Here is an 18028-nt window from a genome sequence, read left to right on the forward strand (position 1 = left end):
ACATGGCTAATTGGCAATATGTCTATTCTAGATGTCGCCCGCGCCATAGCCAATGACCGCCGGCTGCAGATTCTCGCCTGGCTGAAAGAGCCTGTGCGGCATTTTCCTCCGCAAACGGATGGCGATCTGCAGAAAGACGGGGTCTGCGGGGTGCTGATTGCCGAAAAACTCGGCGTAAGCCAGCCGACCGCGAGCGAGCATCTGAAAATCCTGACCCAGGCCGGTCTGCTGCGCAGCAAGCGGATCAAGCAATGGACCTTTTATCGCCGCGACGACGCCCAGATTGCGGCATTGAAGAAAGCCATCACCGACGAACTCTGAGCCAGTCCGGTTGCGGCGGATTGCCGCGCGAGGGTCGATCACAACCGGGATGATTGGACCGGACCTGCCTCCGCATTATATCGTCGGCATATGGAAGCCATTGTAAAAACGCTGATCCCGGTCTTCGCCGTGGCCACCTTCCTGGTGCTTTGCGTCGGCATCTTCGCGCTGTTCCGCGGCGGACGGTTCAATCAGTCCTATTCCAATCTGCTGATGCGCTGGCGCATCCTATTGCAGTTCATCGCCATTATTCTGATCGCGATCGCCAGCTTCGCCTTCCGACATTGAGACGACTGCCATGGTGAAACTGGACCGGATATATACCCGCGGCGGCGACAAGGGCATGACCTCGCTTGGAAATGGCGAGCGGGTGCCGAAACACGATCTGCGCGTGGAAGCCTATGGCGCCATCGACGAGGCCAATGCCACCATCGGCCTGGCGCGGCTGCATACCGCGGGCTCCGACCTGGACGCGATGCTGTCGCGGATCCAGAATGACCTGTTCGATCTCGGCGCCGATCTGTCGACGCCGGAAGATGAAGAAGGCAGCCGCCGTCCCGCGCTGCGCATCGCCCAGGTCCAGGTCGACCGGCTCGAGGCGGAAATCGACGCGATGAATGCCCGGCTGGCGCCGCTGACCTCTTTCATATTGCCTGGCGGCAGCCCGGCGGCGGCCTATCTGCATCTGGCCCGGACCGTCATCCGCCGCGCCGAGCGGTTGGTGACCGCCCTGCAGGATGCGGAGGCCATCAACCCGGCGGCGCTTGCCTATATCAACCGCCTGTCGGACCACCTATTCGTGGCCGCCCGCCACGCCAATCAGGATGGCGCCGGCGACGTCCTGTGGGTCCCCGGCCTTAATCGCGGCTGAGCGCCGCTTCGATTGCAAGACGGCCCGGCAATTTCTGCCGCACGACACTCCCGGCGGCCTGCGACCGGCAGAAGTTTCCGCGTTTGCCGTCGCCGGCAATTCTTCGAAATCGTCTGCAATATCATCGTGTTACAAAGCGACACGCCGCTTGGCACGCCGCTTGCTCTGATTGGGGCAAATCGATTTCCAGCCAGGAGGCAGTGTTATGACGATCAGTGGTGCGATGCAGACTGCGATCACCGGCCTGAATGGCCAGTCGACCGCGATCAGCTACATTTCCGACAACGTGGCGAATGCCAACACGACCGGCTACAAGAAGGTCGAATCCCGCTTTCAGACACTGATCACCCAGTCCAGCGCCCAGGCGAACACCCATTCGCCGGGCGGCACGATCAACCAGCCCTTCTTCGCCAACAACGTCCAGGGCTCGATCCAGCAGGTCGCGTCCACCACCTCGATCGCCGTGGTCGGCAATGGCTTCATCCCGGTTTCGAAAAAGAACGGAGAGAACGCCGCCACCGGCCTGCCGACCTTCGAAACCACGGGCTATTACACCCGCGTCGGCGACTTCAACCAGAATGTCGACGGCTACCTGGTCAACTCCTCGGGCTACTTCCTGCGCGGCTGGAATGTCGATCCGGTGACCGAGGTGGTCGATACCTCGGCGACCACGGAGGTCCGCGTCTCCAACCTGCTGGATGCGCCGGTCGCCACCTCGGTGGTCGATTACGCCGCCAACCTGCCATCCAATGCGGTCGATCCGACGACCAGCACCGTCCCGGCGACGCTGTCGACCAGCTCGATCCAGATCTTCGACGCACTGGGCAACGCCCGCACTCTGGATCTGCAATGGACCCGCATCGGCACCAATAGCTGGACCTTGGAGGTCGGGGCGGCCGGCTCGACCGGTACGACAGTGGCCTTTGGCCCGGTTACGGTCGAATTCGGCGGTACCGTCAACGGCACCACCGTCTCCCCGGGTACGATCTCCGCCCTGGGCAACTCGAACGGCACCGCGACCAATGGCCTGACCGGCTCCACCGCCGGCGCCATCGATGACGATGCATCCTTCAGCTTCACCCTCGATTACGGCTCCGGCCCGCAGGCAATAAAGCTCGACCTGGGCTCATACGGCAATTCGATCGGCACGACGCAATATGCCGGCGATACCCTGACCCTGAACGACTTCAGCCAGAACGGCGTGCCGCAAGGCAACTTCAAGAGCCTGGCGATCGACAATGACGGCTTCGTCTCCGTCACCTTCGACAATGGCAACGTGAAGAAGTTCTACCAGATACCGATCGTCAAGTTCCGAGATCCAACCGAACTCGATCGCGTCAACGGCAATGCCTTCGTCGAGACGCCGAATTCCGGCGCCGCGGTTCTGGTCCAGCCGGGATCGAGTGGCGCGGGCGACTACGTCTCGGCAGCCATCGAAGGCTCCAACGTGGATATCGCCGAGGAATTCTCGAAACTGATCGTCGCGCAGCGCATCTACTCGGCCAATGCCCGCATCATCACGGCATCCGACGATCTGCTGCAGGAGACCATTAATATCCGTCGTTAACTGACATGACTCTCAGGCGGTCGTCCCGCCCGGGAGTCCCCGGCAGAGCCCGGCAGCGCAGAAAGCGCTGCCGTCAGCCGCAAAGGAAGCCGCGCCATGTCGTCGCTCAGTGCCGCCCTTAACACCGCCGTCATCGGCCTCTCGACCTTGCAGCAGCAGGTCCGGTTGGCCTCCGGTAACGTGTCGAATGCGCAGAATCCGGACTATACCCGCAAAGTCGCAACGCTCACCACGCCGGTATCGGACGGCCTTCCCGCCGCATCGCTGATTGCCAGCATCACGCGCATCGCGGCGCCGGAAATCCGCCAGGACTTCTACGCCAGTCAAGCGCAGTATGGCGAGCTCAGCGTGCAGCTGACTTATTCCAAGGATCTGGCCGAAGCACTGGATGCCACCAACACCACAGGCGATCAGCCGACCTTGACGGCCATGCTTACCCGCTTCGAGGATGCCTGGAAGCAGCTCGAAGCGACGCCGGAGGATACCGATCTGCGCAACCAGGTGGTCCTGCGCGGCCAGGAATTGGCAACCGAGATCCGCCGGCTCAACGGCATGCAGTCGCAACTGCAGACCCGGGCGCAGCAGGACGTCACCACGAATATCGACGCGATCAATACCGCCGCGACGGAGATCGCAAAACTCAATGCGAAGATCGCCTCGCAGACGGCCTCCGGCACCCCGACGGGCGATCTGGAAGACCTGCGCGACGCCGAAGTGGCCAAACTGGCCGACAAAGTCGGCATCCGCACCATTACGAATGATCGCGGCGAGCTGTTCGTCTACACCGAAGGCGGCGTGCAGTTGGTCGGAACCGTGGCACAGCAGTTTTCCTACGATACGCTGACCAACACCATCACCACGGTCGGCGGAACGGCTTCGCTCAACAACGGCTTCCTCAGCGGTGCCGTCCGTGCCTCTCTCGATTATCTCGACACCAGCACGACGGCGCTGAACGACAGCGATCCCAACGTCGGCATGCTGCAGAAGTTCTTCAATCAGCTCGACTCGTTTGCCGCCAATCTCGTCTCCGTGGTCAATGCGGCCTATGACGATCCCGCTACGGCCGCCACCGAAGAATTCTTCGACACGGCCGGTCTGACTGCCGGCCAGGAAGCCGGCACGATTTTCGTCGACTCGGCATGGACCACGACTCCGAGCAACCTGGATGCCACACGCGCCGGGGCGGTGCAGCAGGCATTGCGCAACACCGTCTTGACCTCGGCCCAGGTCAATCCGACGACGGATCCGAACGGCCTTGCGATCGGCAGTGTCAATATCTTCGGCCTGGTGAACGGCGTTCTGGCCTATCACGCCCGCACGGCCGCCACCAACGACGACAATAAAGCCACTGCCGAGCGGATGCAGGATGCGCTGGACCAGAAATACCGCAACCTGACCGGCGTCAATATCGACGACGAATTGGCGCAGCTTCAGATCCTGCAGAACAATTATGCGGCTCTGGCCAATGTCATGAATACCGTCACGCAGATGTTCGATCAGCTGGTGAATATCGGGAGGTAATGCGCAATGGTTGCAGTGACCGGCACCACCCAGCTTGCCACGCAGTTGGAAGTAACCCGCAATATCCGTCTGCTGAATCTGGAACTGAACAAGCAGAACCAGCAGCTCGGCTCCGGCCGCTACGCGGATGGCCTGATCGGCGTCGCCCCTCAGGCGCTCGAATTGGGATTGCTGAAATCGCAGCTCGGCACCGTCGACAACTACAAGGCGGGCGTGCAGATCGTTCAGAATCGGGTCAATCTTTACGCCACCACGATCGAACAGATCATCGATCTCGCCACCGATGCCAAGGATATGATGATCAAGAACCGCGATACGTTCTTCGCCTCGACATCCGCACCGCAGGTGCAGGCGAGCGTGGCGCTCGATCAGATCGGCAACCTGCTGCAGCTGCGCGATGGCAACCGTTATCTCTTCGCCGGCACCAACTACACCGACAACCCGATCAATGGCGCGATTTCCGGCCTGCCGACCATCTACCCCGCCGGCACGGTTCCCGGCGCCTTCACGCCTTTGACCGCCCCGACCACGTTCCCGGCCGGCAATTACACGGCAGCGACCGATTTTTATATCAACCCCACTGCGACGGCACCGGGCACCTACGACGATTTCTACGACAATACCAGTACGACCATCTATTCGGACGACAGCGAACAGATCAGCTATGGCGTGTCTGCCGGCGAAACCGGCTTTCAGACCCTGATCGACGCCATCATCCGCTTCCGCGATGCGACGGCCGATATTTCCACCGATCCGACGACCTATCAGGCCCGCGTCGACGACGCCATGGCGCAGCTCGATACCGCCATCACCCAGCTGAAAAGCATTGCCTCGCGCAACGGCTACAAGCAGCAGCAGCTTGCCGAGGTGATGGACCGGCACAGCCGCGCGGAGGATACGCTGAAAACCCGCATCGGCCAGATCGAAAACGTCGATATCGCCGAGGTTTCGGTGAACATCAAGAACCTGCAGACCTCGCTGGAGGCAAGCTACGTCATCACCCGCGACAGCCTGCAGCTATCCCTGGTGAACTACCTCAAGTAATCGCCAGGCTTTTCCGGTTTTCCGCGCCGCCGAGGCCCAGATACAAGGCCTCGGCCAGTTGCGCTTGGCCACGCATCCCCTATATTCCGGCTCGATACACGAGCTTGGCCATGCAGATTTATCTCTACAATACGCTGACCCGCCAGAAGGAGGCTTTCACGCCGCGCGATCCGCAGCGCGTGACCCTCTATGTCTGCGGGCCGACCGTCTACAATTTCGCTCATATCGGAAATGCGCGGCCGGTCGTGGTGTTCGATACGCTCTACCGGCTGCTGCAGCGGGCCTATCCGAATGTCGTCTATGTCCGCAACGTCACGGATGTCGACGACAAGATCAATGCGGCCGCCCAGGCCGAGAATGTCCCGATCGGCACCATCACGGAGCGCTATTACGAAGTCTACCGCGCCGATATGGCCGCACTCGGCGCTCTGCCGCCCAGCATGGAGCCGAAAGTGACGCAGCACATCGCCGCGATCGTTTCCATGATCGAGCGGCTGATCGCCAACGGTCATGCCTATGAGGCGGAAGGCCACGTGTTGTTCAACGTCCCATCCTTCGCGGCTTACGGTCAGCTCTCGCGCCGCGCCCGCGACGAGATGATCGCCGGCGCCCGCGTCGACGTTGCACCCTACAAGCGGGACCCCGCCGATTTCGTGCTGTGGAAACCGTCGCCGCCGGACCTGCCCGGATGGGACAGTCCCTGGGGGCGCGGCCGCCCTGGCTGGCATATCGAATGCTCGGCGATGATCGAGCGCAATCTCGGGCCCGATACCATCGACATTCATGGCGGCGGGCACGACCTGATTTTCCCGCATCATGAGAACGAGATCGCACAAAGCACCTGCGCACATGGCGGCCGCCTGTTCTGCCGCTACTGGATGCATAACGGTTTCGTCAACGTCGATGCGGAAAAGATGTCGAAATCGCTGGGCAATGTTCTGCTGGTGCATGATCTGTTGCAGACGGCTCCGGGCGAAGCGATCCGCCTCGCGCTGCTCTCCGCGCATTACCGGCAGCCGCTGGACTGGACCGATGCAGGATTGAAGGACGCCAAGGCGCAGCTCGATCGTCTCTACCGCGCCCTGGATGCCCTGAAAGATGTCGAGGCTCCGGCCGCTCCGGCGGCACCGGCGGCTTTCCTGGCCGCCCTTGCCGACGATCTGAACACGCCGAAGGCGCTGGCGGAACTGCACCAGCTGGCCAATGCCGCCAACAAGGCCACCGATACGGCTGAGCGCGCCCGCCTGAAGGGCGAATTATTGGCCGCCGGCTGGCTCCTGGGGTTGTTGCAGCAGGACCCGTCCGTCTGGCTGAAGGGAGAAGTGGCGAAAGCCGCCATAGCCCCCGAAGAGATCGAGGGGCTGATCGCCAGGCGCCACGCGGCGCGGGCCCGCAAGGATTGGGCGGAGTCGGATCGCATCCGGGACGAGCTGGCGGCGCGCGGCATCCTGCTCGAGGACAAGGCCGGGCAGACGACGTGGCGCGTCGCATCATAGGATGAAGCCATGAGTGAGAGCATTCGTGAGGCGCAGGAACAGATCGTCGATGACTTTTCCGTCTTCGACGACTGGATGGACCGTTACCGCTTCCTGATCGATCTGGGCCGCAGCCTGCCGGACTATCCGGAGGAGCTGAAAACCGATGAATGGCGGGTCAAAGGCTGCATCAATCGGGCCTGGCTGCATGGCGAGGCGCGCGACGGGCGGGTCTATTATCAAGCCTGCAGCGAGTCGGAGATCGTTGCCGGCCTGATCGCCCTGCTGCTCAAGGTCTATTCCGGCCGCACGCCGCAGGAGATCGTCGAAACCTCGCCGGACTTCCTGAAGAATATCGGCGTGTGGGAAAACATCACGTCGAACCGGATCACCGGCCTGAACAACATGATCGCCCTGATCCAGAACGTCGCCAAGGCCGAACTGAAGGCTGCTTAGGCGTTCAGGAGGCCTTGCGCCGCGCCTCGATCTGATCGATCGCCTTCACCACTGCTTCGAAAGGCAGCATGACGGCGTTATGCCGCGCCTTGTGCTCGCGCACCGGCACCAGCACCTCGAGATCGCGAAAAGCGCCCGCGGCGAAATCCGGTCCCGGCGGCGGGCCGCCCGCCTTGAGCATCGCCCGCATGATCCGCTCCAGCTCGCGCAGCGTGGCTGCGTCCTGGCCGACCACGTGCTGGCCAAGGATGGAAGCCGCGGCCTGGCCCAGCGCGCAGGCGCGGACCTGCTGCCCATAGCCGGTTACCCGTCCGTCGGCGAATTTCACATCCACGGTGATGCGGCTGCCGCAGAGGGGGCTATGCTGGGTGACCGTCGCGTCGGCGTCGGGCAGCCGCTCGGTCTGCCCGATATGTGCCGCAAAACCAAGAATTTTTTCGTTATAGAGGGCGTTCAGCATGGGACTCCTGGCGGCTGTGCTTGATGCACCGGCCACCCGACGATATATAACGGCCCATCTTTGAAGAGCAATCCGGGACCAGCCGCCCACCGGGCGCTTCCCGTGGGAGAAGGCTATGTTCGCCAAGCGCGTAAGTATCGAACAGGTCGAGGAAGGCAAGGAACTGGCGCCGAAATTCGACGCCGAGGGCTTGCTGCCCTGCGTGACCACACAGGCGCAGACGGGTGAGGTTCTGATGCTCGGCTATATGAACGCCGAGGCCCTGCGAAAGACCATCGAAACCGGCGAGGCGCATTACTACAGCCGCAGCCGCAAGGTGCTGTGGCGCAAGGGCGCCACCTCCGGGCTGGTGCAAAGGGTGGTCGAAATGCGCATCGATGACGACCAGGATGCGATCTGGCTCCGGGTCGAGGTGGCCGGCGATGCCTCCTGCCATGTCGGTTACCGCTCCTGCTTCTACCGTTCCGTCCCGACCGGACAGCCGGCTGGCGACGCGCCGATCGAGCTGAAATTCGAAGAGCGGGAAAAGACTTTCGATCCGAAAGCCGTCTACGGCGATGCGCCGAACCCGACGATCCTCTGAGTTTCAAGCGGCGTCTTTCACACGCATTCCAGGCAGGTTGCCCGCCTTGCCGGAGACAGGCAACTGCAAGTAGCATTTAAATAATCCGTCATCGCTGTTGTTAGGTATACGGCATTATGCTTGTTATCTCTGGAAGGGAGTGCCAGGGAGCCCCATTGCGTAACGCAATCCCCTACAATCGAAACGGGCGCCTGGGGAAATGACCGGGCATGGACCGCGCGCCACCTAAATCCCTCCTGAGCAAATTGGGTGCCCTGCTCTTCGGATCGGATGCCGATGAAGCCGGGCCCAGCGCCCGCCGCTCTCCCTCCTCTGCCGCCGGCAGGCGGGCAGCCGGCGCCGGCCGGCAGACCCCTTCGCCGCCGCTTTCGCCGATGCCGCTGCCCAGCAAGATGCCGGCGGGAACCTTGCAATTGCTCGGTCTGGGCGGCATTCAGGCCGTCCTGGGCGAGCGCTGGATGGAAAGAAGCGATCAGATCCACCGTCTGATCGAAGGCGTGCTGCGCCGCAAGCTGGACGTCACCGACGCCTTCTACAGGGTCGATGAGGAAAACTACCTCATCCTGTTCACCCGCCTCGGCCGCCGCGAAGCGGAATTCAAGGCGCGCGTGATCTCGGAAGAGATCGAGAAGCTGATCATTGGCGAATTGCCGGCCGGCCAGTCGGTCGTCGTTTCCTCGAACGTCACCGAGGTGGACCGCGGTGTCGTTCTGGAAAAAATCCAGTCTCTGGACGAACTGGTCGAGTATGTGCGCGCCGCAACCGGCCCCGAATTCGAGGACGGCAATGTCACCTTGTTCGGCGATGTCGGTGCCGAAAGCACGGAGCCGGCCAAAAGCGCGGCCGTGGGCGCCGGACCGGATCTGGCCGATCTGGATCAATCGCTGTCGGGCCTGTTCCAGAAAAAGAGCGTCGCCGCGTTCCTCAAGGAATGCCAGGTCGGCTTCTATCCGGCCTTCAGCATCAAGCGGCGCAACTTTTCCATCTATCATTCCTCGGTGGTGCACGTCCCTACCGGGAAGGCTGCCGACGCCGTCAACGATCCCTTTCTGGAGAATCCCGAGGAGCTGTCGTTCCAGTTGGACCGCTACACGCTGACTGCCGGCCTTCTGGGCGTCCACCGGATGTTGACGTCCGGCCGCCGCGGCATCGTGATCATGTCGGCTTCCTACGAGACTTTGGCGACCTCGAAGCTTCGCGACGTGTATTTCGCCCGCCTGAAGGAAGTGCCGGCCGGCATATCGAAATTCCTCGGCATCGCCGTGCAGAATATCCCGTCTGGAACGCCGGCCAGCCGCATCGCGGAGGTCATGGCTTACGTGCAGCCTTTCTTTGCGACGCGGGTTTTGCACGTGCCGCCGGATTTCCGCCTGATCGACATCTATTCGGGTACGGGCTGCCATACCTTCTCGACCTGGATTCCCGTCGAAGAGATCGATCAGAATCACCGCATGCAGATTCTGTCCATCTTCGCCAAGCGCGCCGCGCTCCATCGGATGGAATCGGTGCTGGTCAATGCATCCAGCCACGACGACGTGTCGCTGGGCGTGGCGGCGGGATTCACATTCATATCCGGCGATGCCGTGGCCCCGATCACCGAAACCCCCGGCATGGCCAAGAAGCTGAAGGCGGAGCATATCCTGCAGCAGATCGGCGGCAGTTCCTCCGCCTAAAGTCCGAGCACCGCGTAAGGATAGAAGCGCACCGGATCGCCCGGTTCCAGGCGAAGCAGCTCTTCGGGAAGTTCGATCAATCCGTCCGTGCGCGTCAAAGACGTTATCACGCCGGCGCCGTCGACCGGATATTTCTCGGCCCGCCAGCCGCCGCGGCCATCTTCGCGCAGCGAAACCCGCACCCACTCGCGGCGATCGGCTTTCTTCCTGTACGGAAAACCCGATGTGACGGCGAAGGCGCGCAGCGGCGCGGGATCGGCGCCGCCAAGTCGTTGCAATACGGGGCGGGCGAAGAAACAGAAGGTCAGCAGCGCGGCAACCGGATTTCCCGGCAGGCCGAAAAACGGGACATTGCCGATCTGGCCGAGCGCCACCGGCCGCCCGGGCTTGATCGCCAGCCGCCAGAAATGCAGCTTGCCGCCGGCAGCTTCTATCGCCGCCTTGACATGGTCCTCGTCGCCGGTCGAGACGCCGCCCGAGGTCACGACGGCGTCGTGATCCGCTGCGGCAGCAAAGGTGCGCGCCAGATATTCCCGGCGATCCGGCTGAATGCCGAGATCGCTGACCGCGCAGCCGGCCGCCCGCAGCAAGGCCGCCAGCAGCGGGCGGTTGGCGTCGTAGATGCCGCCATCGGGCAAGGTTCCGCCCGGCTCGTGCACCTCATCGCCGGTCGACAGCAAGGCGACCCGCAACAGCCGATGAACGGTCAGGGAGGCATGGCCGCTCGCGGCCGCCAAAGCCAGATCGGCGGCCGACAGAATCCGGCCAGCCGGCAAAACGACCTCGCCAAGCGCCACGTCTTCGCCCGTCAGGCGGCGATTGGCGCCGCGCTTGATGCCGGGTCGGACGACGACGTGATCCCCGTCCAGACGGCAATCCTCCTGCATCATCACCGTATCGGGATGAACGCCGTTGCTGCCCATCGGCATCACCGCGCCGGTCAGCACCCGAACCGCCGTACCGCGCGGCTGCATATCGGGAAAAGGATGGCCGGCGGCCGCACGGCCGATGACGGGAAGCCGCGTTTCTGCATCCAGGGCCAGATCATCATGATAAACGGCGTACCCGTCGACGGCGGAATTGTCGCGCGGCGGCACCGCAACCCTGGCCCGCAGGGGCTCGGCCAAAGCGCGGCCGGCGCAGGCCGCCAGCGGCAATTCCTGAATCCCGGCCACGGGCACGAGGCGTTGAGCCAAATCGGCCAGCGCCACATCGAGGCGGGTCAGCGCGCCGCCATGGGCGAAACAATCGTCACTGAGCTGCGCCACGGCAAACCTCGCCCTGCAAGCCGGGTTTTCGCATCCACTCGAGAATGAAATCGGCAATCTGCGACGGACGGTTGGCATCGAGCAGCGGAACGGCCAGATCCGGTATGGCCTGATCGCTGGCGACGGCGATGACGTGAGGATCGGCCGGCTGCAGCATCGGCTTGCCGACCGATCGGCGCCAGACCTCGATCTTGGGATAGCTTTCGTTCTTGAACCCCTCGACAAGCACCAGATCGACCGGCGCAAGCTTTGCAACCAGTTCGTTCAATGTCGGCTCCGCCGCCCCCCGATGCTCATGCATCAGGGCAAAACGCTTGGCCGAACTGATCAGCACTTCGGTCGCGCCCGCCTGACGGTGCCGGTACGAATCCTTGCCCGGCTGATCCACATCGAATTCATGATGCGCATGCTTGATGGTGGATATGCGCAGCCCGCGTGCGATCAACAACGGGATCAGATCGGACAGCAGCGTGGTCTTGCCCGAACCGCTCCAGCCGGCAATGCCGAGAATCTTCATACCTGCTTTTTCCCCGCCTTCGGACTGCCGGCCGGCCAGCTGTCGGCCGGCGCGCCGATGTCATCGCGATCCGCGCCCTCCCGCTCCGCAATGTAATCGTCCGTGGTACGGATCGCCGGGCGCGGCGGGCCGGCATAGGGATCGAGCCCGCTCTCGGTCTGCACGATGATCCGGCAATCGGCGCACATACGTAATCGCTCGACCATATCGGATTTATCATACATCCAGTGCTTGCCCTCAAGCTGGGCGACGATCCGCTCGATCGAGGATGTCGTGCCGAAGGCCTTGCCGCAGCGCACGCAATGAAACGGCTCTTCCTCCTTGATCAGGCGGGCGGCAGACGATGCCTCGGTGAAGTTCAGTCGCGGCTCCAAGGCGATCACCTTTTCCGGACAGGTGCTGCGGCACAAGCCGCATTGCACGCAGGCATCTTCGGTGAAGCTGAGCCGCGGCCGTTCGGGATCATCGCTCAGCGCCCCGGTCGGGCAGGCGGCGACGCAAGCCAGGCAAAGCGTGCAATGCCCGATATCGACCTGCAGGCTGCCGAATGGCGCACCCTGGGGCAGCGCCATCATCTCGACCGGCTGCGGCGCGGCCTTATGGAGCTGACGCAGCGCCTGGCGCGCCAGATCGCGGCTGCGGCCCATCGCCAGATGGCTGGAAGCCGCCAGACCTTCGCGTTTGGGCAGGGCGGAGAGCGCCGCGGCAAGCTGATCGGGATCATCCGTTTCGATCAGCCCCAGCCGGCCGGCTTCGAAGCCCAATCCGGACAGAATGGCGTCCGCCAGCATCAGCTGCTGATCGAGGCCGCCAAGGTCCGCATTCCGTTTCGCTGGCGCCAGGATCCGCAGCTCGGCGGCGCCATACGCGAAGGCAGAGGCAAAGAATGCCAGGCTGCATTCGCTCACCGCATGGACGGCCATCGGCAATACCCGGGCCGGCAGGCCATCTCCATATCGCGCCAGCGCATCGACCAGCGGCGCGCCGTGTTCGGCGTCATGCACCAGTACAACCGCCTGCCGCCCGCCCGCCTCACGGTAGGCCAGCAGCATCGCCCGAAGCTGTTCGATGCGCACCGCTGCCGGCGGCATCCGATAATCGGCGGCGCCGGTCGGGCAGACCGCGCCGCAATTGCCGCAGCCGCCGCAGACAAAGGCATCAATGGCGACATGATCTCCGGCCGGAACGATCGCTCCGGTCGGACAGATATCGAGGCAGCGCGTGCAACCGGTCTTATGCGACCGCTGGTGCGCGCAAAGTTCGGAATGGAAGTCGACATAGACCGGCTTTTCAAATTCGCCGATCAGGCCGCTGGCCTCGAACAGCGCCCGTTGCACCGCTGCGGGATCGTTCGGATCCGGCCGCAAATAGCCGTCCCGTTTCTCATGGGCGGGGAAGAGCGGCGTGCCGCCGGTCAGATCGATGATGATGTCGCAATTCGACTTGGCGCCGTTGCGCGCCGCGCCGAAAACCAACTCCCGGCGCGACGACGGCACCGGCAGGGCATAGTCATCGATGGTCAGTTCGAAAGCGCCGAAATGGCCGCGCGCCGAAACGATCCGCCCGCGCACGATGGGCAGGTCCATCAAGGGCTGCCCCGGCACGTCGCTCGGCCGATCCAGCATGATCGTCACATCGAGGCGGGTGCTGAGCTGCCGCGCCGCTTCGATGGCCCGTTCGTCCCGGCCGTAGATCAGGGCGATGCCTTGCGAGTTCAGGGTCAATGCCCGCATTAGCGGCACCGGCACGGCAGCCGCAGCGATCAGAGCGGCGATTTTCGGCGTCGCCAGCGGCGCTTCGCTCGACCATCCGGCGGTTTCCCGGATATTGACGTAAGTCACCGCGGCGTCGGCGCGCAACTCCCCGCGTTGCTCCTCAAAGACCGGGCTTTCCTGAGTACAGGCGACAATCAACGACTCGCCGGCTTGCAGCGCGGCCCGGAATTGCCGCAACTCGGCACGGCAAAGCTGCGTGGCGATGCCGGACGTATGGGAGGCGCCGCAAGCCTTGGCGAGAGCCGCGCCGTCCAGCGGCATCGTACCCTCGCAATTGCAAAGCAGGACGCGTCGTCCCTCCTGCGCCATGGCGGCTCTCGCCCCGATCCTTTGGCATAAATCCTGACCTGAACTATAGTGTTGAGGGATTGGGAAAACCAGCTGGAGAGCGGAGTTGCGCGCTGTACTCCTGGTCGTCTTTTCCCTGACAGCGGCTGATATTGCACACGCTCAGTCGGCTTCTGCCGAACAACTGGAGCCGCCGAGCCTGGCGCGCGGCGCCGAGCTATGGGGCAAATGCCGCAGCTGCCACACCATCGCGCCGCATGGCCGCAATACAGTCGGCCCCCGGCTGCATGGCCTTTTCGGCCGACCGGCCGGCCACGAACCGGACTACCATTATTCGGACGCCATGAGGAATTCCGGCGTGATCTGGACCGAGCAGACCCTGGACGCCTTCCTGGCCGCCACGCAGGATTTCATGCCGGGCAGCAAGATGTATGGCGGCCTCGCCATCGCGCAGGACCGGGCCGATCTGATCGCCTGGCTGAAGCAGCAGGCGGGCGCCCGTAACGGCCGATGATGTTGGAATCCGGCCGTCGAAACCCTATAATTTCCGGCAGATCAAGCCCTGATCGGGGAGGTCGCAGATGAAAGCTTTTCTCGCCGGACTTGTCGCCGCCTTGCTGATTGCCGTCGGGGCTGCGCTGATTCTGCAGCAGGTGAACAAACCGGCGGATGTGGCCTTCACATCCGCGGATGCCCGCGTCACGCATGAGGCGCATCAAAATTGATCCCGCCTTCCGGCCAGGTTAGGCGGCTGGGATCGGGCGGTCAGGTTTTGGGCGGCAAGGACTGCCCGGTTGCCAAGGACCAGATTTTGATCACCATGTCGTAACCGCCGGAGACCGCGCGTCTGCCATCCGGCGTAAAGGCAACCGACCAGACCGGCTTCTCGTGACCGGCAAACTGGCGTAGCTGCCTGCCGGTCTGCAAACCCCATAGCCGCATCAGCTTGTCGCCGCCGCCGGACAAGGCCTGGCGGCCGTCCGGGGAAACCGCCAGCGACGTCACGAATCCGCGATGCCCGGGCAGGCCGGCGATTTCTTGCTGCGCGGCCAGATCCCAGCGCTTGATGGCGCCGTCGGTACTGCCGGTCAGCGCAGTCCTGCCGTCGGGCGTTACGGCGACCGCGTTGACGCTGGCCCGGTGCCCCCTGAGCGCCGCCAGTTCCTTGCCGCTGGCGACCTGCCATAGCCGCACCGTCTGGTCGTAGCTGGCGGTGACAAGCTGCGCATCCTCCATGGCAAACGCCACCTGCATGACATTGGCGCTATGGCCTTCGAAACTGCGCAACGGCGTGGCGGAGGCGGCATCCCAAAGCCGGGCGGTGCGGTCCCAACTGGCGGAGGCGAGCAGGCGGGCATCGCGGCTGAGCGCCAGCCCGGAAACGCTGTTCACATGCCCGGCGAGCCGGGCGATCTCCCTTCCGGTTTCCAGGTCCCAGTGGATGATGCTCTGGTCCCAACTGCCCGACAGCGCCTGGTTGCCGCCGGGCAGGAAGAGCACGGCGTTGACGCTGGCGGCATGGCCATCCAGCACCTTCAGCTCGACCTGGCGGTCCAAATCCCAAAGCCGGACGGTATAATCCCAGCTGGCCGAGAGCAGGCGCCGCCCATCGGGGGAAACGGCAACCGCATTGACCATTGCGCCATGGCCAACAAGATCGGCGCGGGCCGGCCGCCCGCCGGCCGCGATCAGGCCCCCGGCCGTCCAGGCCAGGCCCGCGAGGATGTCGCGCCGCTTCATGCCTCGCGCCGTTTTGCCGCCCATGCAACCAAATCCCCGGTTGGACATTGTCAAATTGTCGCCATCAAATCATGCCAGGGAGGTTTTTCTTTACCGACCGATGCATTATGTAAGTCGATGCCCAGGCAAGGTAACGAATAAAGGAGCTGTTAAATGGGTGCCCCATTCACGATGAACCCCCTGCCATATGCAGAAGATGCGCTGAGCCCGGTGATCTCGGCCCAGACGCTCGGCTTCCATTATGGCAAGCACCACACCACCTACCTCAACACCTTGAACAAGCTGGTCGAAAACGATCCGCTGAAGGAGAAGTCGATCGAGGAAATCGTCAAGGCGACGGCCGGCAAGGAAGACAAGCGGACGATCTTCAACAATGCCGCCCAGGTCTGGAACCACGATTTCTACTGGCGCAGCCTGCGCCCCAATGGCGGCGGCAAGCCGAGCGGCCGCATCGGCGAGATGATCAAGGACAGCTTCGGCGATTACGACAAGTTCAAGTCGGAACTGGCCAATGCGGCGACCACCCAGTTCGGCTCGGGCTGGGCCTGGCTCTGCCTTGAGGGCGGCAAGCTGACCGTGCGCAAGACGCCGAATGCGGAAAACCCGCTGCACCTGAATGGCGTGAAGGCGCTGCTTACCATCGATGTGTGGGAGCATGCCTATTATCTCGATTACCAGAACCGCCGCGTCGATCATGTGAACGCCACGATCGACAAGCTGCTCAACTGGGAATTCGCCGAAAAGAATCTCGGCTGATCCCGGGTCCGGACGCAATTCAAAAGGGCGGTGGCCATACACCGCCCTTTTTATTTTCCCCGTTGGTTTTCCCTATTTGTCAGACGTGCGTTTTCAATCGTCGCCGATGCTGCGGATGCCCTGCTCCTTGACCCAGAGGCTATGGTGCTCCATGGCCCAGTTCATATCCACCTGGCCGGTTCCCATCGCATCGAAGGCGCCTTCCATGCCGATCGTGCCGATATAGATATGGGCGAGGATGACCGCGACCATCACAATGCCGGCCACCGCGTGAACAAGCTGCGCCAGCTGCATGCCGCCGATATCGGTCAGATAGAACGGAAACATCAGCGTATAGCCGCTCGCGGCCAGGACCACAGCGCCCAGCACCACCAGCCAGAAGATCAGCTTCTGGCCGGCATTGAACTTGCCGGCCGGCGGATGCACGCCGCGCCGCAGCAATCCGCCGCCCTGACGCAGCCAGTCCATATCGACGGCATTGGGAATATTGTGCCGGATCCACAGCACCGCCATCAGCAGCACGCCGAGCACGAAAGGAAAGCTCAGGAAATTATGCGACAGCTTGCCGAAGGCGGTCAGCGCCGAAAAGGCTTCCGGCCCGATGAGCGGCAGCACCAGCGCCCGTCCGAACGACAGGTTGAGGCCGCTCAGGCCCAGGATGACGAAGCAGATCGCCGTCAGCCAATGGGCGAAGCGTTCGACGCCACTGAAACGCCTGATCTTGCGGCCTGAAAGCCCGCCCTCGACCCGGATGCGGCCGCGGATCGCCAGAAAGGCGGCAAGGCCGATCACCGTCAGCACCAGCAGCCAGCCGCCGATCGATTTCACCGGACCCTCGAGCACGGCGCGCCATTCGCGGCCCTGCGGCTGGATCAGCACGGCGGACTTGCTGTCCGGTATCGACACGCGGCCCTCCAGCGGGCCGCCATTCATTTTCTGCAACAGCGCCGATTCGTCGGCCGCGGGTGCAGGCTGCGCCGAAGCGGATGGGGCGGCGGCGATCAGCAAGACTGCAAGGCCGAGCGCCAGGGCGGCGGCGATCAGGCCTTTCCATGCGATGAGGCGCATCTTTTCCCTCCTCTTTCGCTCAAGCCAATCGGCGCTCAGGCCGAGCTGCCGGATTTGTAGGCCGTCGCCCAGCCCCAGGCACCCGAGCCATAGCCGCGGCGGCTGACGCGCTCCTTGTAGATATCGGCGATCACCTCGCCGTCGCCGGCAAGCAGCGCCTTGGTCGAACACATCTCGGCGCAGAGCGGCAGCTTGCCTTCGGCCAGGCGGTTGGCGCCGTATTTGGCGTATTCGGCCTTGCTGTTGTCGTCTTCCGGGCCGCCGGAGCAGAAGGTGCATTTGTCCATCTTGCCGCGCGAGCCGAAATTGCCGACTTGTGGGTATTGCGGGGCGCCGAACGGACAGGCGTAGAAGCAGTAGCCGCAGCCGATGCACAGATCCTTGGAATGCAGCACCACGCCATCATCGGTGCGATAGAAGCAGTCGACCGGGCAGACCGCCATGCAGGGCGCGTCTTCGCAATGCATGCAGGCCATCGAGATCGAGCGCTCGCCCTTGTCGCCGTCGTCGAGCGTCACCACGCGGCGGCGGTTGATGCCCCAGGGCACCTCGTTCTCATTCTTGCAGGCCGTGACGCAGGCGTTGCATTCGATGCAGCGTTCGGAATCGCAGAGGAATTTCATGCGTGCCATGATGGTGTCTCCC

At 63.3% G+C, this 18028-nt stretch carries 20 protein-coding genes; 13 read left to right on the plus strand and 7 right to left on the minus strand.

Going from position 1 to position 18028, the window contains the following annotated elements; genetic code table 11:
• The first annotated feature begins 18 nt into the window (after positions 1–18).
• The 8 genes from VF194_RS07470 to VF194_RS07505 all read left to right on the plus strand — a co-directional run bounded on the left by VF194_RS07470 (position 19) and on the right by VF194_RS07505 (position 7255).
• Positions 19–321, plus strand: a complete 303-nt coding sequence (locus VF194_RS07470) for a metalloregulator ArsR/SmtB family transcription factor (protein ID WP_330889587.1) — start codon at positions 19–21, stop codon at positions 319–321.
• 90 nt (positions 322–411) lie between these two features.
• On the plus strand, positions 412–609 hold the full coding sequence (locus VF194_RS07475) for a twin transmembrane helix small protein (protein ID WP_330889588.1): 198 nt from the start codon (positions 412–414) through the stop codon (positions 607–609).
• 10 nt (positions 610–619) lie between these two features.
• The gene (locus tag VF194_RS07480) at positions 620–1192 is read left to right on the plus strand and encodes a cob(I)yrinic acid a,c-diamide adenosyltransferase (RefSeq protein ID WP_330889590.1); all 573 of its coding nucleotides are present in this window, start codon (positions 620–622) and stop codon (positions 1190–1192) included.
• Between the two features lie 205 nt (positions 1193–1397).
• A complete protein-coding gene (locus VF194_RS07485) occupies positions 1398–2759 on the plus strand; it encodes a flagellar hook protein FlgE (RefSeq protein ID WP_330889592.1) in 1362 nt (453 codons plus the stop codon).
• Positions 2760–2855: 96 nt separating this feature from the next.
• Positions 2856–4280 carry a flagellar hook-associated protein FlgK gene (gene flgK, locus VF194_RS07490; protein ID WP_330889594.1) on the plus strand — a complete coding sequence of 475 codons (1425 nt, stop codon included), beginning with the start codon at positions 2856–2858 and terminating at the stop codon, positions 4278–4280.
• Between the two features lie 6 nt (positions 4281–4286).
• The gene (locus tag VF194_RS07495; RefSeq protein WP_330889596.1) at positions 4287–5324 is read left to right on the plus strand and encodes a flagellin; all 1038 of its coding nucleotides are present in this window, start codon (positions 4287–4289) and stop codon (positions 5322–5324) included.
• A gap of 110 nt (positions 5325–5434) precedes the next feature.
• Positions 5435–6820: a cysteine--tRNA ligase gene (gene cysS, locus VF194_RS07500; RefSeq protein WP_330889597.1), complete on the plus strand. Its 1386-nt coding sequence runs from the start codon at positions 5435–5437 to the stop codon at positions 6818–6820.
• 9 nt (positions 6821–6829) lie between these two features.
• The gene (locus tag VF194_RS07505) at positions 6830–7255 is read left to right on the plus strand and encodes a SufE family protein (protein WP_330889599.1); all 426 of its coding nucleotides are present in this window, start codon (positions 6830–6832) and stop codon (positions 7253–7255) included.
• 4 nt (positions 7256–7259) lie between these two features.
• Here the strand turns inward: VF194_RS07505 and VF194_RS07510 are convergent, their stop codons facing one another.
• Complete coding sequence (locus tag VF194_RS07510) at positions 7260–7715, minus strand: iron-sulfur cluster assembly scaffold protein (protein ID WP_330889601.1); 456 nt, start codon at positions 7713–7715, stop codon at positions 7260–7262.
• Between the two features lie 115 nt (positions 7716–7830).
• On the opposite strand from VF194_RS07510, the gene hisI reads away from it, so the two are divergent.
• On the plus strand, positions 7831–8298 hold the full coding sequence (gene hisI / locus VF194_RS07515) for a phosphoribosyl-AMP cyclohydrolase (protein ID WP_330889603.1): 468 nt from the start codon (positions 7831–7833) through the stop codon (positions 8296–8298).
• 374 nt (positions 8299–8672) lie between these two features.
• Positions 8673–9971 carry a hypothetical protein gene (locus VF194_RS07520; protein WP_330889604.1) on the plus strand — a complete coding sequence of 433 codons (1299 nt, stop codon included), beginning with the start codon at positions 8673–8675 and terminating at the stop codon, positions 9969–9971.
• Here the strand turns inward: VF194_RS07520 and glp are convergent.
• Genes glp through VF194_RS07535 form a run of 3 tightly spaced genes read right to left on the minus strand, consistent with a single transcriptional unit; the run spans position 9968 to position 13840 of the window.
• Entirely contained in the window at positions 9968–11239 is a 1272-nt protein-coding gene (gene glp / locus VF194_RS07525) for a gephyrin-like molybdotransferase Glp (RefSeq protein ID WP_330889606.1), read from the minus strand. The genes VF194_RS07520 and glp overlap by 4 nt on opposite strands.
• Positions 11223–11756 carry a molybdopterin-guanine dinucleotide biosynthesis protein B gene (gene mobB, locus VF194_RS07530; protein WP_330889608.1) on the minus strand — a complete coding sequence of 178 codons (534 nt, stop codon included), beginning with the start codon at positions 11754–11756 and terminating at the stop codon, positions 11223–11225. The genes glp and mobB overlap by 17 nt, the downstream gene beginning before the upstream one ends.
• The gene (locus tag VF194_RS07535; protein WP_330889610.1) at positions 11753–13840 is read right to left on the minus strand and encodes a 4Fe-4S binding protein; all 2088 of its coding nucleotides are present in this window, start codon (positions 13838–13840) and stop codon (positions 11753–11755) included. Before VF194_RS07535 ends, mobB begins: the two co-directional genes overlap by 4 nt.
• A gap of 85 nt (positions 13841–13925) precedes the next feature.
• Here VF194_RS07535 and VF194_RS07540 point away from each other — a divergent pair, with 85 nt between their 5' ends.
• Positions 13926–14333 carry a cytochrome c family protein gene (locus tag VF194_RS07540; RefSeq protein WP_330889612.1) on the plus strand — a complete coding sequence of 136 codons (408 nt, stop codon included), beginning with the start codon at positions 13926–13928 and terminating at the stop codon, positions 14331–14333.
• 67 nt (positions 14334–14400) lie between these two features.
• On the plus strand, positions 14401–14544 hold the full coding sequence (locus VF194_RS07545; RefSeq protein WP_330889614.1) for a hypothetical protein: 144 nt from the start codon (positions 14401–14403) through the stop codon (positions 14542–14544).
• A gap of 40 nt (positions 14545–14584) precedes the next feature.
• On the opposite strand, the gene VF194_RS07550 is transcribed toward VF194_RS07545, so the two are convergent.
• The gene (locus tag VF194_RS07550; protein WP_330889616.1) at positions 14585–15583 is read right to left on the minus strand and encodes a WD40 repeat domain-containing protein; all 999 of its coding nucleotides are present in this window, start codon (positions 15581–15583) and stop codon (positions 14585–14587) included.
• Between the two features lie 129 nt (positions 15584–15712).
• Here VF194_RS07550 and VF194_RS07555 point away from each other — a divergent pair, with 129 nt between their 5' ends.
• Positions 15713–16315, plus strand: a complete 603-nt coding sequence (locus tag VF194_RS07555) for a superoxide dismutase (RefSeq protein WP_330889618.1) — start codon at positions 15713–15715, stop codon at positions 16313–16315.
• A gap of 93 nt (positions 16316–16408) precedes the next feature.
• On the opposite strand, the gene VF194_RS07560 is transcribed toward VF194_RS07555, so the two are convergent.
• Positions 16409–17383, minus strand: coding sequence for a formate dehydrogenase subunit gamma (locus VF194_RS07560; protein WP_330889620.1), 975 nt, complete (start codon positions 17381–17383; stop codon positions 16409–16411).
• A 35-nt stretch (positions 17384–17418) separates the two neighbouring features.
• Positions 17419–18015, minus strand: coding sequence for a formate dehydrogenase FDH3 subunit beta (gene fdh3B / locus VF194_RS07565; RefSeq protein ID WP_330889623.1), 597 nt, complete (start codon positions 18013–18015; stop codon positions 17419–17421).
• Positions 18016–18028 lie beyond the last annotated feature (13 nt).

The sequence above is a fragment of the Ferrovibrio sp. genome (assembly GCF_036381655.1).
Taxonomy (GTDB): Bacteria; Pseudomonadota; Alphaproteobacteria; order Ferrovibrionales; family Ferrovibrionaceae; genus Ferrovibrio.

Coding starts and splice junctions, on each gene's coding strand:
- VF194_RS07470 (WP_330889587.1), top strand. CDS start 19: ATGTCTATTCTAGATGTCGCCCGCGCCATAGCCAATGACCGCCGGCTG.
- VF194_RS07475 (WP_330889588.1), top strand. CDS start 412: ATGGAAGCCATTGTAAAAACGCTGATCCCGGTCTTCGCCGTGGCCACC.
- VF194_RS07480 (WP_330889590.1), top strand. CDS start 620: ATGGTGAAACTGGACCGGATATATACCCGCGGCGGCGACAAGGGCATG.
- VF194_RS07485 (WP_330889592.1), top strand. CDS start 1,398: ATGACGATCAGTGGTGCGATGCAGACTGCGATCACCGGCCTGAATGGC.
- flgK (WP_330889594.1), top strand. CDS start 2,856: ATGTCGTCGCTCAGTGCCGCCCTTAACACCGCCGTCATCGGCCTCTCG.
- VF194_RS07495 (WP_330889596.1), top strand. CDS start 4,287: ATGGTTGCAGTGACCGGCACCACCCAGCTTGCCACGCAGTTGGAAGTA.
- cysS (WP_330889597.1), top strand. CDS start 5,435: ATGCAGATTTATCTCTACAATACGCTGACCCGCCAGAAGGAGGCTTTC.
- VF194_RS07505 (WP_330889599.1), top strand. CDS start 6,830: ATGAGTGAGAGCATTCGTGAGGCGCAGGAACAGATCGTCGATGACTTT.
- VF194_RS07510 (WP_330889601.1), bottom strand. CDS start 7,715: ATGCTGAACGCCCTCTATAACGAAAAAATTCTTGGTTTTGCGGCACAT.
- hisI (WP_330889603.1), top strand. CDS start 7,831: ATGTTCGCCAAGCGCGTAAGTATCGAACAGGTCGAGGAAGGCAAGGAA.
- VF194_RS07520 (WP_330889604.1), top strand. CDS start 8,673: ATGCCGCTGCCCAGCAAGATGCCGGCGGGAACCTTGCAATTGCTCGGT.
- mobB (WP_330889608.1), bottom strand. CDS start 11,756: ATGAAGATTCTCGGCATTGCCGGCTGGAGCGGTTCGGGCAAGACCACG.
- VF194_RS07535 (WP_330889610.1), bottom strand. CDS start 13,840: ATGGCGCAGGAGGGACGACGCGTCCTGCTTTGCAATTGCGAGGGTACG.
- VF194_RS07545 (WP_330889614.1), top strand. CDS start 14,401: ATGAAAGCTTTTCTCGCCGGACTTGTCGCCGCCTTGCTGATTGCCGTC.
- VF194_RS07550 (WP_330889616.1), bottom strand. CDS start 15,583: ATGGGCGGCAAAACGGCGCGAGGCATGAAGCGGCGCGACATCCTCGCG.
- VF194_RS07555 (WP_330889618.1), top strand. CDS start 15,713: ATGGGTGCCCCATTCACGATGAACCCCCTGCCATATGCAGAAGATGCG.
- VF194_RS07560 (WP_330889620.1), bottom strand. CDS start 17,383: ATGCGCCTCATCGCATGGAAAGGCCTGATCGCCGCCGCCCTGGCGCTC.
- fdh3B (WP_330889623.1), bottom strand. CDS start 18,015: ATGGCACGCATGAAATTCCTCTGCGATTCCGAACGCTGCATCGAATGC.